The sequence below is a fragment of the Mesorhizobium sp. P2_A12 genome, assembly GCF_056405075.1.
The window spans coordinates 187,844-201,715 of the sequence record NZ_JBFUCU010000008.1; the positions used below are offsets into that span (position 1 = coordinate 187,844).

The 13,872-nt window shown below is 62.2% G+C and carries 13 protein-coding genes; 5 read left to right on the top strand and 8 right to left on the bottom strand.

All coding sequences use genetic code 11. The features are described 5' to 3' along the window. Positions 1-21 precede the first annotated feature (21 nt). Positions 22-2,250 (bottom strand): RelA/SpoT family protein, encoded by a 2,229-nt coding sequence (locus tag AC1DZU_RS19495; protein WP_095086593.1) that lies wholly within the window; start codon positions 2,248-2,250, stop codon positions 22-24. Positions 2,251-2,382: 132 nt separating this feature from the next. After that, positions 2,383-2,784: a DNA-directed RNA polymerase subunit omega gene (gene rpoZ, locus AC1DZU_RS19500; protein WP_477287398.1), complete on the bottom strand. Its 402-nt coding sequence runs from the start codon at positions 2,782-2,784 to the stop codon at positions 2,383-2,385. A 326-nt stretch (positions 2,785-3,110) separates the two neighbouring features. Between rpoZ and AC1DZU_RS19505 the strand changes: the two genes are divergently transcribed. Next, positions 3,111-3,692: a LabA-like NYN domain-containing protein gene (locus AC1DZU_RS19505; protein ID WP_095086599.1), complete on the top strand. Its 582-nt coding sequence runs from the start codon at positions 3,111-3,113 to the stop codon at positions 3,690-3,692. Between the two features lie 11 nt (positions 3,693-3,703). Next, entirely contained in the window at positions 3,704-4,360 is a 657-nt protein-coding gene (locus tag AC1DZU_RS19510) for a uracil-DNA glycosylase (protein WP_477287400.1), read from the top strand. Positions 4,361-4,369: 9 nt separating this feature from the next. Here AC1DZU_RS19510 and AC1DZU_RS19515 read toward each other — a convergent pair whose 3' ends face one another. Next, positions 4,370-5,383 (bottom strand): zinc-binding alcohol dehydrogenase family protein, encoded by a 1,014-nt coding sequence (locus tag AC1DZU_RS19515; RefSeq protein WP_477287402.1) that lies wholly within the window; start codon positions 5,381-5,383, stop codon positions 4,370-4,372. Positions 5,384-5,495: 112 nt separating this feature from the next. Between AC1DZU_RS19515 and AC1DZU_RS19520 the strand changes: the two genes are divergently transcribed. Next, complete coding sequence (locus AC1DZU_RS19520; protein WP_477287404.1) at positions 5,496-5,858, top strand: winged helix-turn-helix transcriptional regulator; 363 nt, start codon at positions 5,496-5,498, stop codon at positions 5,856-5,858. A gap of 57 nt (positions 5,859-5,915) precedes the next feature. Here the strand turns inward: AC1DZU_RS19520 and AC1DZU_RS19525 are convergent, their stop codons facing one another. Genes AC1DZU_RS19525 through dapA form a run of 3 tightly spaced genes read right to left on the bottom strand, consistent with a single transcriptional unit; the run spans position 5,916 to position 8,052 of the window. Next, positions 5,916-6,650 carry a glycoside hydrolase family 25 protein gene (locus AC1DZU_RS19525; RefSeq protein WP_477287406.1) on the bottom strand — a complete coding sequence of 245 codons (735 nt, stop codon included), beginning with the start codon at positions 6,648-6,650 and terminating at the stop codon, positions 5,916-5,918. Between the two features lie 15 nt (positions 6,651-6,665). Further along, positions 6,666-7,145: an SsrA-binding protein SmpB gene (gene smpB, locus AC1DZU_RS19530; protein ID WP_013896388.1), complete on the bottom strand. Its 480-nt coding sequence runs from the start codon at positions 7,143-7,145 to the stop codon at positions 6,666-6,668. A gap of 25 nt (positions 7,146-7,170) precedes the next feature. Continuing rightward, complete coding sequence (gene dapA, locus AC1DZU_RS19535; RefSeq protein ID WP_095086797.1) at positions 7,171-8,052, bottom strand: 4-hydroxy-tetrahydrodipicolinate synthase; 882 nt, start codon at positions 8,050-8,052, stop codon at positions 7,171-7,173. 294 nt (positions 8,053-8,346) lie between these two features. On the opposite strand from dapA, the gene AC1DZU_RS19540 reads away from it, so the two are divergent. Further along, entirely contained in the window at positions 8,347-10,377 is a 2,031-nt protein-coding gene (locus AC1DZU_RS19540; protein ID WP_477287408.1) for a lytic transglycosylase domain-containing protein, read from the top strand. Positions 10,378-10,532: 155 nt separating this feature from the next. Then, positions 10,533-11,426 (top strand): alpha/beta fold hydrolase, encoded by an 894-nt coding sequence (locus AC1DZU_RS19545; RefSeq protein WP_477287410.1) that lies wholly within the window; start codon positions 10,533-10,535, stop codon positions 11,424-11,426. 62 nt (positions 11,427-11,488) lie between these two features. On the opposite strand, the gene AC1DZU_RS19550 is transcribed toward AC1DZU_RS19545, so the two are convergent. Further along, a complete protein-coding gene (locus tag AC1DZU_RS19550; RefSeq protein WP_477287412.1) occupies positions 11,489-12,571 on the bottom strand; it encodes a tyrosine-type recombinase/integrase in 1,083 nt (360 codons plus the stop codon). Positions 12,572-12,811: 240 nt separating this feature from the next. Further along, on the bottom strand, positions 12,812-13,872 hold a 1,061-nt coding region (locus AC1DZU_RS19555; RefSeq protein ID WP_477287414.1), incomplete at its 5' end, for a porin.

Consider the following 13,872-nt stretch of genomic DNA (forward strand, 5'->3'; position numbering starts at 1 on the left):
GCCTGTCCCCACACAGTCGTGTCAGCCGTTGACGCGCCTTGCATCGCTGACGCTCGAATTGTCCTTGAGCTGCGACAGCAGCCGGTTGAGGTGCTTCAGATCCCAGACTTCGAGATCGATCAGCATTTCAGTGAAGTCGGGCGCGGTGCGCACCATCGACAGCGTGTGGATGTTGGCGTCGTTGGACGCAACGACCTGGGCGATATCGGCGAGCGAACCCGGCGCATTGATGGCGGTGACCGAGACGCGCGCCGGAAACCGTTCCTTGGTGCGCTCGTCAATGTCCCAGCGCACATCGATCCAGCGTTCGGGCTGGTCGTCGAAGGCCTGCAGCGCCGGCGACTGGATCGGATAGATGGTGATGCCGGTGCCCGGCTGGACGATGCCGACGATGCGGTCGCCAGGCACCGCCCCCTCCGGCGCAAAACGTACCGGCAGGTCGCCACGCACACCGCGGATCGGCACGGCGCCATCGCGCGGCTGGTCCTTGTCCTTGCGCGCCGCGCGGCCCGGAATCTGGAACAGCATGCCGGCGGCGTTGCGGATTTTCGACCAGCCCTCCTCGCGCTGCTTGGGCGCGGCGGTGGTTACACGCTCATCCTTGTAGTCGGGGAATACCGCCTTCATGACATCGGTGGAGGCAAGCTCGCCACGGCCGACCGAGGCCAGCACGTCCTCGATATCCTTGCGCGCCAGCCGGTGCAGCACCTGCTTCAGGCTCTCCTTGGTGAAGGTCTTGCCGGCGCGCTCGAAGGCGCGTTCGAGGATGCGAATGCCGAGACCCGAATACTGCTTGCGGATGGCATTCTTGGTGGCGCGGCGGATGGCCGAGCGCGCCTTGCCGGTGACGACGACCGATTCCCAGGCCGCCGGCGGCACCTGAGCCTTGGAGCGGATGATCTCGACCTCGTCGCCGTTCTTCAGTTCCGTCATCAGCGGCATGATGCGGCCGTTGACCTTGGCGCCGACGCAGGTGTCGCCGACATCGGTGTGCACCGCATAGGCGAAATCGATGGGCGTAGCACCTCGCGGCAGTGCAATCAGCATGCCTTTCGGCGTGAAGCAGAACACCTGGTCCTGGAACAGTTCCAATTTGGTGTTTTCGAGAAAATCTTCCGGATTGTCACCCTCGGCAAGCTGTTCGATGGTGCGCCGCAGCCAGGCATAGGCGTTGGTCTCCTTCGAGATCGCATGGGCGGCGCCGTTGGTCTTGCCGCCAGTGTCCTTGTAGATCGAATGCGCTGCGACGCCGTATTCAGCGATCTTGTTCATCTCGCGGGTTCGGATCTGCAGCTCGACGCGCTGACGCGACGGCCCGACGATGGTGGTGTGGATCGATCGGTAGTCGTTCTGCTTCGGCGTCGAGATGTAATCCTTGAAGCGGCCGGGCACCATCGACCAGGCGGTGTGGATGGCTCCGAGCGCGCGATAGCAATCCTCGACCGTATCGACGACGACGCGGAAGCCGAAGATGTCGGACAGCTGCTCGAAGGACAGGGCCTTGGCCTCCATCTTGCGGAACACCGACCAGGGCTTCTTCTGACGGCTTTTCACGCTGGCCTTGATCGCGTGCTTTTCGAACAGCGCGGACAGCGCCTTCTCGATTTCGGACAGCACATCCTTGTTGCGCTCGAAGATCTCGGCGAGCCGGGCAGTGACGGCGCGATAGGCTTCGGGATTGATGTAGCGGAAGGCGATCTCCTCCAGCTCCTCGCGCATGCCTTGCATGCCCATGCGCCCGGCCAGCGGCGCATAGATGTCCATCGTCTCCTCGGCGATGCGCAGGCGCTTGGCCTCCGGCATATGGTCGAGGGTGCGCATGTTGTGCAGACGGTCGGCAAGCTTGACCAGAAGGACGCGGACATCCTCCGAAATCGCCAGCAGAAGCTTGCGCAGGTTTTCCGCCTGCTCAGCCTTCTTCGACACGAGGTCGAGCTTCTTGAGCTTGGTCAGCCCCTCGACCAGCTTGCCCATTTCGGGCCCGAACAGCTCATCGATTTCGGCCCGGGTCGCCGTGGTGTCCTCGATGGTGTCGTGCAGCAGGGCGACCGCGATCGTCGCCTCGTCCATGTGCATTTCGGTGAGGATGGCGGCGACTTCGAGCGGGTGCGAGAAATAGGGATCGCCGGAAGCGCGCTTCTGGTGGCCATGCTTCTGCATGGCATAGACATAGGCCTTGTTGAGCAATGCCTCGTTGACGTCAGGCTTGTAGCGCTGGACGCGCTCGACAAGCTCATACTGACGCATCATGGGCGGGATCTCGCAGCGGTGAAATGAATCATGCGCCGCACTGCTGTACGGCGCATGCCATAGATAGCCACGAAACTGCCGATACGGAAGTGCCGGACGATTATTCCAGCGACCTCCAGAACGGAGGCTCGCTTAGTAGTCGTCGCTCTTTTCCGGGGGCACCAGGCCCTCGATGCCGGCCAGGAGATCTTCCTCGGTCATCCGGTCGAAGGTGATGTTCTCCTCGGCGTCATCGGCGTCGGTGGCAGCGACGGCGGCGCCGGTCTGGTCGGCAATCGCCTCGCCTTCCGCCTCGGGCTCGTCGACCTCGACGTGCTTCTGCAGCGAGTGGATCAGGTCTTCCTTGAGGTCGTCGGGCGACAGCGTCTCGTCGGCGATTTCGCGCAGCGCCACGACCGGGTTCTTGTCGTTGTCACGCGGCACGGTGATCGGCGCGCCCTGGCTGATCTGGCGGGCACGGTGGCCGGCAAGGAGCACCAGCTCGAAGCGGTTGTCGACCTTGTCGATGCAATCTTCAACGGTTACGCGGGCCATGGATTGCCCCTTTCATGCGATGGATTTGATGGAAATCAGGCGCGGTCCTTAACCCGAACGCCGCTAAAATACAAGCATCATGGCAATGGCGAGGTCGCAGGGCCTCCAATCTCTTCATTTAAACACCCGATCGGCAAAATCAGGCTGCATCCATGGGTTCGGCGCCCGATCACAATTGCTTGCAGTGCGCCAACACGCCCTTGGATTGCCGTGAAACTGGCGTTATCTCGGATAGCGCGAAGGTCAGCCGGTTTATTATGAGCCTGACCGATAGTCGCTATCGCATTTCGTTAGACGGCCGATTATTTCGAAAAGGACTATTTTCCATGTTCGACCCTCGTGAAAAAATCGCCCTATTCATCGACGGCGCCAATCTCTACGCGACGTCGCGCGCCCTCGGCTTCGACATCGACTATCGCAAGCTCCTGTCGAGCTTCCAGAAGCGCGGCTATCTGCTGCGCGCTTACTACTACACCGCGCTGGTCGAGGATCAGGAATACTCCTCGATCCGTCCGCTGATCGACTGGCTCGATTACAACGGCTTCAAGGTGGTCACCAAGCCGGCCAAGGAATTCACCGACTCGACCGGCCGCCGCAAGATCAAGGGCAATATGGACATCGAACTCACTGTCGATGCGCTGGAACTCGCCGATGTCGTCGACCATTACGTCATCTTTTCCGGCGACGGCGATTTCCGCACGCTGGTCGAGGCGCTGCAGCGGCGCGGCCGCAAGGTGTCGATCGTCTCGACCATGGCCTCTCAGCCGCCAATGATCAGCGACGATCTGCGCCGCCAGGCCGACCATTTCATCGACCTGACCACGTTGAAGAACGAGGTCGGTCGCGATCCGTCCGAGCGGCCGATGCGCCGGCCCGAGCCGGCCGAAGTCGACGAGGACGACTACTGAGGCCGGTCGCGTTGACCGCCCTTTCCATCTCCGAACCCGGCCGCGACTGCCCGCTCTGTCCGCGGCTGCATGATTTCATCGCCGAATGGCGGCAACACGAGCCATCCTGGTTCAACGCGCCGGTGCCGACTTTTTTGCCACCCGATGGCGACGACGCCGTCCGGCTTCTGATCGTCGGTCTGGCGCCCGGCCTGCGCGGCGCCAACCGCACCGGACGCCCCTTCACCGGCGACTATGCCGGCGACCTGCTGTACACGACGTTGATTTCGCACGGTTTTGCGCGCGGTGAGTTCAAGGCGCGGCCGGATGACGGCCTGGAGCTGGTCGGCACGGCGATCACCAATGCGGTGCGCTGCGTTCCGCCTGAGAACAAGCCTGTCGGCGCCGAGATTGCCACGTGCCGGACGTTCCTGGTGCCGACGATCGCCCGCTTTCCCAACCTGCGCGCCGTGCTGGCGCTGGGATCGATCGCGCACCAGTCGACGGTGCGTGCGCTGGGTGGGCGCGTCGCCGCCTATCCGTTCAAGCATGGCGGGCAGCTGCCGGCCGGGGGCATCACGCTGTTTTCGAGCTATCATTGCTCGCGCTACAACACCAACACAGGTGTGCTGACCGAGGCGATGTTCGTCAGCGTCTTCAGCGAGATCGCGGCCTTCCTGCAGAAATAGCGCCTCCCTTCAGAACCCCTCAAGCACGATCTTGCCCTTGGCCTTGCCGGTCTCGATCAGCGCGTGGGCGCGCTTCAGATTGGCGGCATTGATAGGACCGAAGGTCTCGCCCAGCGTCGTGCGGATGGTCCCGGCGTCGACAAGCCGGGCCAATTCGTTGAGGTGCTCTCCCTGCGCGGCCATGTCCTGCGTCTCGAACATCGAGCGGGTGAACATGAGCTCCCAATGCACAGAGACGCTCTTGCGCTTGAACGGATTGATGTCGAGCGATTTGGGATCGTCGATCAGTCCGAAACGGCCTTGCGGCGCGATCAATTCGGCGATCTCGGCCAGATGCCGATCAGTGTTGGTCGTCGAGAACACAAAGGCTGGTGCGCCGATGCCAAGGGCTGCGACTTCGGCGGCGAGCGGCCTGGAATGATCGACGACGTGATGAGCGCCGAGCCCAAGCGCCCAGTCGCGCGTCTCGGGCCGCGATGCGGTGGCGATCACCGTCAGATCGGTCAGTTGGCGCGCTAACTGCACCGCGATCGAACCGACGCCGCCGGCGCCACCAATGATCAGGATGGCCTTTGGCGCGCCCGCGACAGGCTTCCTGACATCGAGACGGTCGAACAGAGCCTCCCAGGCGGTGATCGCGGTCAGCGGCAGCGCCGCTGCCTGCGCATAGCCGAGCGATCCGGGCTTGCGGCCGACAAGGCGCTCATCGACAAGGTGGAATTCGGCATTGGTGCCTTGCGGTGCCAGGGCGCCGGAATAGAAGACATCGTCGCCCGCCTTGAACAGGCTGCCGTCCGGACCGGTCGCGACGACCCGGCCGGCAGCGTCCCAGCCGAGCACACGCCATGCTCCGGCCTCGGGTCTGGCGCTTTGCCGCACCTTGGTGTCGACCGGGTTGACCGAGATTGCCTTCACCTCGACCAGCAGGTCACGACCTTTCGGCTCGGGCTTGGGCAAATCGATATCGACCAGAGAGGTCTCATCGGTGATGGGGGCTGGGATTTGATAGCCGACGGCGCGCATTTTTTGGTCTCCGCGATTGCTGTTGAGCATTGTTCGGAGCAGAGATGCGGATTATGTGCCGCAAGCGCAAGAATGCACATATAAAGCACATAGTGTCGAAAAGGATACCGTCATGCCGCGCATTCGCCATGAGCGATTCGATTGCAGCCCCGGCTGCACCGTGGAGGGCACACTCCGCTACATCGACGGGAAGTGGAAAGGCGTCGTGCTCTACCATCTGTTCGAGGGTACGCTGCGCTTCAACGAGATACGCCGGCGCATTCCGAACTGCACGCAGCGCATGCTGACCAACCAGCTTCGCGAACTGGAAGCCGATGGGCTGATTGCGCGCAAGATCTATCCTGAAGTCCCGCCGAAGGTGGAGTACAGCCTGACGCCGCGCGGCAAAAGCCTGGAACCGGTGATCACCGCGCTCAAGGTCTGGGGCGATGCCAATGTCACGCTCGCGCCGCAGGTTTCCCAGGCCGCGGCATGAAGCGCCGGCGAGCGAGGTCCCTGGATGGGGTCACGGGGATCACTTGGCTTTACCAGATCACTTGGCTTCCGGAGCGATCGATCCCGATGATGGCGCGGACAGCGCGGCCAACACGGCCGGTCCACCCTGCAGCACATTCAGGTCGACATCGCCGTTGATGCCGTCGACGCGTCCCTTGTTGTGGTACTGCCAGTAGATCCAGTCGCCGCGATCCGGCTGCAGCAGCAATGAGCGCAGCCAGAGCGGCCGGGCGGGGATGCGCCCGGCATAGGCCTGCTCAGCCTCGTCGGTCAGATAGACAATCGCCGGCTTGCCGAACGCGGCCTCGACTGGAGCGAGGAACGCGGCAAGTTCTGCGCTCAGTTGCTCGGGTGTTGGCCGCTGCGGGCAATTGCCGCCGAACTCGATGTCGACGACCGGCGGCAGCAAGGGCTGGTCGTGCGGCACCACCGAGATGAAATTCTTCGCCTGGTCGGCACCAGGCCGGCAGAAGGTGAAGAAATGATAGGCGCCGACCGCAAGTCCGGCCGCGCGGGCCTCACGCAGATTGGTGTAGAAGGCATCGTCGACATGATCGCCACCTTCGGTCGCCTTGATGACGGCGAAGGCGACATCGTCGGCGGCAACGCGGCGCCAGTCGATCAGACCCTGGTGATGGGAGACGTCGATGCCTCTCACCGGATATTTGCCGCGGTCTGGCGAGAATGCCCTGAAATAAAGATAGCCGCCCGCAGCGATGAAACACACCAGGACCAGGCTGGCCAAGCCCCAAAGGACGATCCGGCTCTTCAAACGAATGGCCCCAACCTACCCCCGCTCTTTTAAGAGCCTGCCCTTCTCGCGCGACCAGTCGCGCTGCTTCTCGGTTTCGCGCTTGTCGTGCAGTTTCTTGCCGCGACCGACGGCGAGCAGCAGCTTGGCACGGCCCTGATCGTTGAAATAGATCTTCAGTGGCACCAGCGTCATGCCTTCGCGGTCGACACTCTGTGCCAGCTTGGCCATCTCACGCTTGTTGAGCAGGAGTTTGCGCCGCCGGCGCGGCTCGTGGTTGAAGCGGTTGGCCTGCAGATACTCCGGCAGGTAGGAATTGATCAGCCAGATCTCGCCGCCTTCGACCGAGGCATAGCTGTCCTGGATGTTGGCCTGGCCCTGGCGCAGCGACTTGACCTCGGTGCCGGTCAGCACCAAGCCGGTCTCGATCGTGTCGAGCACCTCATAGGAAAACCGCGCCTTGCGGTTTTCCGCAACGGTCTTGTTGTTGGGATCGGCTTTTCTGACTTGATTCATGATGTGGAGAGGTGGCGCCTCATCCCTAGTTTATCAAGCCGGCATGTTTCATCGCCGCATCGATCCTGTCGGCGGTCGACTGTTCGACCGTCATCAGCGGCGAACGCAGCACATTCTCGACCTTGCCCAGCTTCGACAGCGCATATTTTGCGCCGGAAACACCGGGCTCGAGGAAGATCGCCTTGTGCAGCGGCAGCAGGCGGTCCTGCAAGTCCAGCGCCTTGGCGCTGTCGCCGGAAAGCGTTGCTTCCTGGAATTCGGCGCAGAGCCGCGGCGCGACATTCGACGTCACCGAAATGCAGCCGACGCCGCCATGCGCGTTGAAGCCGAGCGCCGAAGCGTCCTCGCCCGAAAGCTGGATGAAATCCTTGCCGCACGTAGCGCGCTGCTCGGAAACCCGCTCGACCTTGCCGGTGGCATCCTTGACGCCGATGATGTTCTTGAAGTCGTGCACCAGCTGGCCCATCGTCTCCGGGCTCATGTCGATGACCGAGCGCGGCGGGATGTTGTAGATGATGATCGGCAGGCTGGTTGCCCTGGCGACGGCGGCGAAATGCGCGTAGAGGCCGCGCTGCGTCGGCTTGTTGTAATAGGGCGTGACGACGAGTGCGGCGTCGGCGCCGGCCTTCTCAGCATATTGCACCAACCCGACCGCTTCCTCTGTGTTGTTGGAGCCGGCGCCGGCGACGACCGGGGCGCGGCCCCTGGCCACCTCGATGCAGACCTTGACGACATGGCGGTGCTCGTCATGCGACAGCGTCGGCGACTCGCCGGTGGTGCCGACGGGGACCAGGCCCGTCGTGCCCTCGGCGATCTGCCAGTCGACGAACGCGCGAAAGGCTTTCTCGTCGAAACGCCCGCTCTTTTCGAACGGTGTCACGAGCGCAGTAAGCGAGCCTCTCAGCATGTCGTCCAACTCCTTGGCACTTTCATTGTTCATGCATATCGATGTCCTAAAACCGGTACCCACTTTTAGGCGACATGCATTGGTGTTTCGTCGTGCGCGCCTTCTAGCCGAAAGCGAAGCCGCGCACCATAGTCTCGACACTGTTGCGCGGCAAGCATTGCCATGGTGCCAGCAAGCGCAATTCGAACGACCGCGCTAACTCTTTGTTTACGGGCTCTTCACGACCTAAGTTTAGGCTTCGAGGCCTCTGCGCCTGCTGGTAGAATGCCAGGACAAGGAAAGACGTAAAAGACCATGCCGACCAGTCGGCCTCACCTCTTCGCGCTGCTTGGCGCCACGCTCGCGCTGATGCCGGGCATGGCGATCGGCGGCAGCGTCGATGTGCAGGTCACCTCGACCATCCCGATGCCAGACCTGCAGGCCGAGGCGCCACAGGATGCCTCGCCAAGCGTCGCCCTGTTGAAAAGCGGGCTGGATGCGCTGGCGGCTGGCGACATTCCCGGCGCCCGCGCCGTGCGTGATGCCCTTCCCGGCCACTCGCTCGACCAGCATATCCTTGCCTGGGCGATCGCGCTCTACGGCGGTGACAAGGTTCCGAGCGGCGATATTGCCGCCGCCGCGAAGATGCTGCCCAACTGGCCGGGCACCGTCGCCTTGCGCAAGAACAGCGAGCGCGCGCTCTATCGCGAGAACCCTGCCCCCGATACCGTCATTGCGGCGTTCGACGGCAGCCAGCCGCAGACATTCGAAGGCGTGAGGGTTCTCGCTCGCGCCTATGTGGCGTCGGGCAATGCCAAGGCGGCGCGTTCGGTGCTGTCGCCGTTCTGGCGCACCGCGATCCTGGAGGCCAAGGACGAGGCGGCGCTGCTCAAGGAATTCGGCAGCCTGATTCCGGCCGCCGACCATCGTTTTCGCATGGAGCGCATGTTCTATGCCGATCGGGCGAATTCGGCGCAGCGCGTCGCCGGCCTCGCCGGTGCCCAGCAGCTTGCCGATGCCTGGGCGGCGGCGGACAGAGGCGACAAGAACGCGCCGAAACTGCTCAAGGCAGTGCCGGCGGCGCAGCGTTCGGCCGGCTACTTCTTCGCGCAGGCCGAATACCTGCGCAAAAAAGAGAATTTTTCCGACGCCGCTGCTGTCGTGATGCAGGCACCGACCGATCGCGAAGCTTTGGTCGATCCGGACGCCTGGTGGGTCGAGCGCCGGGTGTTGTCGCGCGAACTGGTCGACCAGGGCGACATGAAGACGGCCTACCGGATCGTCGCCACGCATGCCGCCGAAAGTGCCACCAATGCGGCCGAGGCCGAGTTCCATGCTGGTTGGTATGCGCTGCGTGGCCTGAACGATCCAAAGCTTGCTGCAACACATTTTGCGCGCATCGCCGATCTCGCCCAGGGACCGATGACGCTGTCGCGCGCCTACTACTGGCTCGGCCGGGCGGCGGAAGTCGGCGGCCCGGGCAGCGCCAAGGACTATTTTGCACGCGCCGCTGCCTACGGCACGACATTTTACGGCCAGCTTGCCGCCGAACGCGTCGGCCGGCAGGCGCTCAACATCGCCTACCCGCAGCCCGATGCCGCCGACCGGCAGAATTTTGCCGGCCGCGAGGCCGTCAGCGCCATCAAGCGGCTGCAGGAGGCGGGCTACGACCGCTATGCCGATACACTCTATCGCGACCTTGCCGGGCAGTTGACCAGCCCGGGCGAACTGGCGCTGCTCGCGGTCTTGGCGGAAAAGCAAGGCAACCATTTCATGGCGCTGAAAGTCGGCAAGATCGCCGGGGCGCGCGGCATCGATGTCGGCGCGCTGTCGCATCCGCTCGGCGTCATTCCCGATTCGGCCAATATTTCCGGTTCGGGCAAGGCACTGGCCTATGCGATCGCCCGCCAGGAGAGCGAATTCAACATCGGCGCCGTGTCGAGCGCGGGCGCCCGCGGGCTGCTGCAGCTGATGCCGGGCACCGCCAAGCAATTGGCGAAGAAGGCCGGTTTGCAATTCTCGCAGACACGGCTGACCACCGACGCCGGTTACAACGCGACGCTTGGTTCGGCCTTCCTTGGCGAACAACTCGATCGCTTCAACGGCTCCTATGTTCTGACCTTCGCCGGCTACAATGCCGGTCCCAACCGGGCCAGCCAGTGGGTCGCGAAATACGGCGACCCGCGCGGCAAGGACATCGACGCCGTCGTCGACTGGATCGAGCGGATTCCCTACACGGAAACAAGAAGTTACGTGCAGCGCGTGATGGAGAATTACGAGGTCTACAAGATGCGTATTTCGGGCAAATACGACATCGTTGGAGATCTGGTGAACGGGCGCGGCTGACCGAAGCTGACCCCCCAAGAGGTAACTTCGCCGAACCTGTCGATTCTGCCCCTTGCGGATTGGCGACTCTCTCCACCTAGTCTCAATTTGACCCCACCTTCCCTCGCCTGTAGCAGTCGGAAGACGATCAGGCAGCCGGAAGGAATCGCGTCCAGATGTCGAGCAGTGAAGGTTTTTCCGACTTTTTCTACAACGCGCCGGACGGGCTAAAACTTCATGCGCGCGTTTATGGTGACGCGAATGCCGGTCCTTGGCCGGTGGTCTGCCTGCCCGGCCTGACCCGCAACGCCCGGGATTTTCATGAGCTTGCGCTCCATCTTTCAGCCCGAGTTGCGGTTCCGCGCAAGGTCGTTGCCTTCGATTACCGCGGGCGTGGGCAGTCCGCCTATGATGCCGATATCGGTCATTACAATGTCGGCGTCGAAGCCGGCGACATCCTTGCCGGGCTGGCGGCATTGGAAATAGAAGCGGCCGCCTTTATCGGAACATCACGCGGCGGGCTGATCATCCATGTGCTTGGCATGAAGCAGCCGGCTATCCTGAAAGCCATCGTTTTCAACGACATCGGGCCGGTGATCGAGGCGGCCGGTCTCGCCCATATCAAGTCCTATCTTGAACGGACACCGAACCCCAGAACCTTCGCCGACGCTGTGGCTGCCCAACGTAGCGTTCACGCCCAGGACTTTTCGGCGCTCACCGACGTGGATTGGGAGCGGATGGTATGGGCGCTCAACCGCGAAACGGATCAGGGCCTGTTGCCGGATTTCGACCCGAAGCTGGTCGACACCGTTGCGGGTCTCGATCTGACGCAGCCCTTGCCTGCCCTATGGCCGCAATTCGACGCGTTGGCCGCGATCCCATTGCTCACCATACGCGGCGCCAACTCGAGACTGCTGTCCTCAGACACGCTACGGCAGATGCAAGAGCATCATTCCATGATGGAGACGATCATTGTCGAGGGCCAGGGCCACGCCCCTTTCCTCGAAACCGGCGACTTGCCGGACGCCATCGCCGCTTTCCTTGATCGCGCCGAGCGACAGTACATCTGAAGCAACCCCCAAGACCAAACGAGGTCCTGGGGTCGTCACAACAGTATAGGGCGATCGCCCGCCTATTTGGCTTTTGAATTTTTCCGAGGCGCTTTCGGCGAGGCCGCGGCTGATTCGTCCCGCTGTTTCCGTGCTGTGGACGGGGATGAAGGCGTGGTCACAGGCGACGAAAACATGGAGCCTTCCCCACTGCTTGCCGGTTGCTCGCCGCGAGGTGTTTCCAGGACAACCACACAGCCATCGAGGTCATTGGTGGCCAGATGCGCATAACGCATGGTCATCGACAGCGTCTGGTGGCCGAGCCACATCTGAACACGGCGGATGTCGATGCCGCCCTGGACGAGACGCGAGGCACAGGTGTGTCGCAAGATATGCGGCACCACCTGATCGTCGGCGCCAAGGCCGACTTCGGCTTTGGCATCGTTCCAGATGGCACGGAACTGTGCCTGGCTGAGCTTGGTGAAGGGGCCTTTGGGCCGTCGGCCTTCGGTAGCCGGCAGCTTGATGACCTCCTTGACCCGCTCGGTCATTGGAATGGTGCGGCTGCGACCGGATTTGGTGATCCAGAAACTGACGCGATGCTCCTGGATGTCGTTCCAGATCAGCCCAAGCGCCTCACCGAGACGGCATCCTGTATCGACCAGGAAGACGGAAAGCCTGTAGGCATCCTCGCTGCGGCTCCTGATGGCGGCGAACAGCCTTGCCTCTTCGTCCCTCTCGAGGAAACGAATCCGTCCCGCCCGCTCCTTCTGGCGGCGGAACTCGGGCAGGCTGTGGATATCTCCCATCTTATGAGCCTTGCGCAGCAGTTTGCTAAGGGCAGCCATCTTTCGATTGATGGTTGCGTTGCTGTTGCCGCGCTGGCGCAAGGTACCAATAAGGTTGTCCAGGGTACTCTGGTCAAGGGCGCTGAATCGCTCCCCTAGGAGAAGCTCATCTATCTCGCCGATGAAAGAGCTGACATTGTATTTATGCCGCCCATCATCCCATAATATGTCCCGGTAAGCTAAAAAGAGCTCTCGAATCCTATACGACTTTACTTCTCTGATCTTGTTGTAACTGTATCGTATATTCGATTTTTGAGAAGAAAACATCGAAAAATGATCAGAAGGCTCACCCTCTTGAATCGCTTCGGTCGTCATCATTTGCCACACCCCCGAGTGGGATAGATCAGCCCTACCCGCTTGGAGGCGTCCTTTCAAGAGATTTGAATCACGCAGTTGTGATTTCATCCGCCCATCAGCGGATCCCACGAAATCACCCACGGACCCTATTCAGCTACCGCTACCCCCTGTTCCTTCTGTCTGCCTTGACCCAGTCACGAAACAAAAACAGCCCGGGCGTTTGTGCGCCCGGGCTGGATTTCACCTGTGTAGAACCAGCCCTTAGAACGAGCGCTGGAAGCGGAGGATACCGCCGACGCTGCTCTTCTTGTCGGCATGGGTCCAGTTGGAGAAGTCGGCGTCGTCGAACTTGCCTGCATTGAGGTAGTCGACTTCGGCCGTAACCGTGAAGCCGGGAACGACGTCGTAGGCGATGTTCGCGGCGACGCCGAGATTCTTCCAATCGTCATACGAGATCTGAGCGTTGAACGAGGTCTTCTCGTTGAACTTGTAGGTGCCACCGCCCCACACTGCCCAGTTGCCGCCCCACTGCTTGTACATACCGCGACCGCCAGCCGGGAAAGCCAAGGTCCCGTCGCTGAGGTTGTCGTCGGTGCCGTAACCGCCCATCACCCACAGCGTGATAGCGTCAGACGCTTTCACGTCCAAACGAACCTTGCCGGACACTTCTTCGTAGTTGCTGTCATAAGCGATGACGCCGGTGATAGCGCCCCAGCCCTGCGTCCACTTCACGCCGCCGACGACATGCGGAACATAGCTGTCGATCGTGTATGCGCCATAGCCTTCTTCGAGCGAGACCACGGCCGAGAAGCCGTTGCCAGCATCGAAGTAGTACTGGATGACGTTGGTGTCGAAGCCGCCGTAGGGAACCAGCGTATCCTGGATGACTTCGCCGGCGTAGCCGATGAACGTATCGAAGGCCGATTCGTCCTTACCGACGCGGAGACCACCGAGCTGGATCCAGGCGAAGTTCAGCGAAGCACCCGAGTTGCCGGCTTCGTTGATGTCCGGGCTCGTGTCGGACTGGGAGTTGTTGAAGTTGAAGCGGGTCTCGGTGTAGGTCTTCAAGGTGCCGAGCTCGGTTTCCTGGCCGGTCCAGGTCTTCAGCGAGAGACGGGCCCGCTTGCGCCAGGTGTCGTTGCTCTCACCGATGTCCATGTGATCTGCGCTTCTCGCGCCATCGAACGAGCCGACGTCGCCGCCGCCGATGTCGTAACGGACATAGCCGCCGATGCGCAGGCAGGTTTCGGTGCCGGGGATGTAGAAGTAGCCAGCGCCGTAGACGTCGCAGATCTTGACGTATTCAGCGGGCTCCGGCTCGG

Coding starts and splice junctions, on each gene's coding strand:
- AC1DZU_RS19515 (WP_477287402.1), bottom strand. CDS start 5,383: ATGCGCGCCGTCGGCTATCAAATCCCAGCCCCCATCACCGATGAGACC.
- dapA (WP_095086797.1), bottom strand. CDS start 8,052: ATGCTGAGAGGCTCGCTTACTGCGCTCGTGACACCGTTCGAAAAGAGC.
- rpoZ (WP_477287398.1), bottom strand. CDS start 2,784: ATGGCCCGCGTAACCGTTGAAGATTGCATCGACAAGGTCGACAACCGC.
- AC1DZU_RS19540 (WP_477287408.1), top strand. CDS start 8,347: ATGCCGACCAGTCGGCCTCACCTCTTCGCGCTGCTTGGCGCCACGCTC.
- AC1DZU_RS19505 (WP_095086599.1), top strand. CDS start 3,111: ATGTTCGACCCTCGTGAAAAAATCGCCCTATTCATCGACGGCGCCAAT.
- AC1DZU_RS19520 (WP_477287404.1), top strand. CDS start 5,496: ATGCCGCGCATTCGCCATGAGCGATTCGATTGCAGCCCCGGCTGCACC.
- smpB (WP_013896388.1), bottom strand. CDS start 7,145: ATGAATCAAGTCAGAAAAGCCGATCCCAACAACAAGACCGTTGCGGAA.
- AC1DZU_RS19545 (WP_477287410.1), top strand. CDS start 10,533: ATGTCGAGCAGTGAAGGTTTTTCCGACTTTTTCTACAACGCGCCGGAC.
- AC1DZU_RS19550 (WP_477287412.1), bottom strand. CDS start 12,571: ATGATGACGACCGAAGCGATTCAAGAGGGTGAGCCTTCTGATCATTTT.
- AC1DZU_RS19495 (WP_095086593.1), bottom strand. CDS start 2,250: ATGATGCGTCAGTATGAGCTTGTCGAGCGCGTCCAGCGCTACAAGCCT.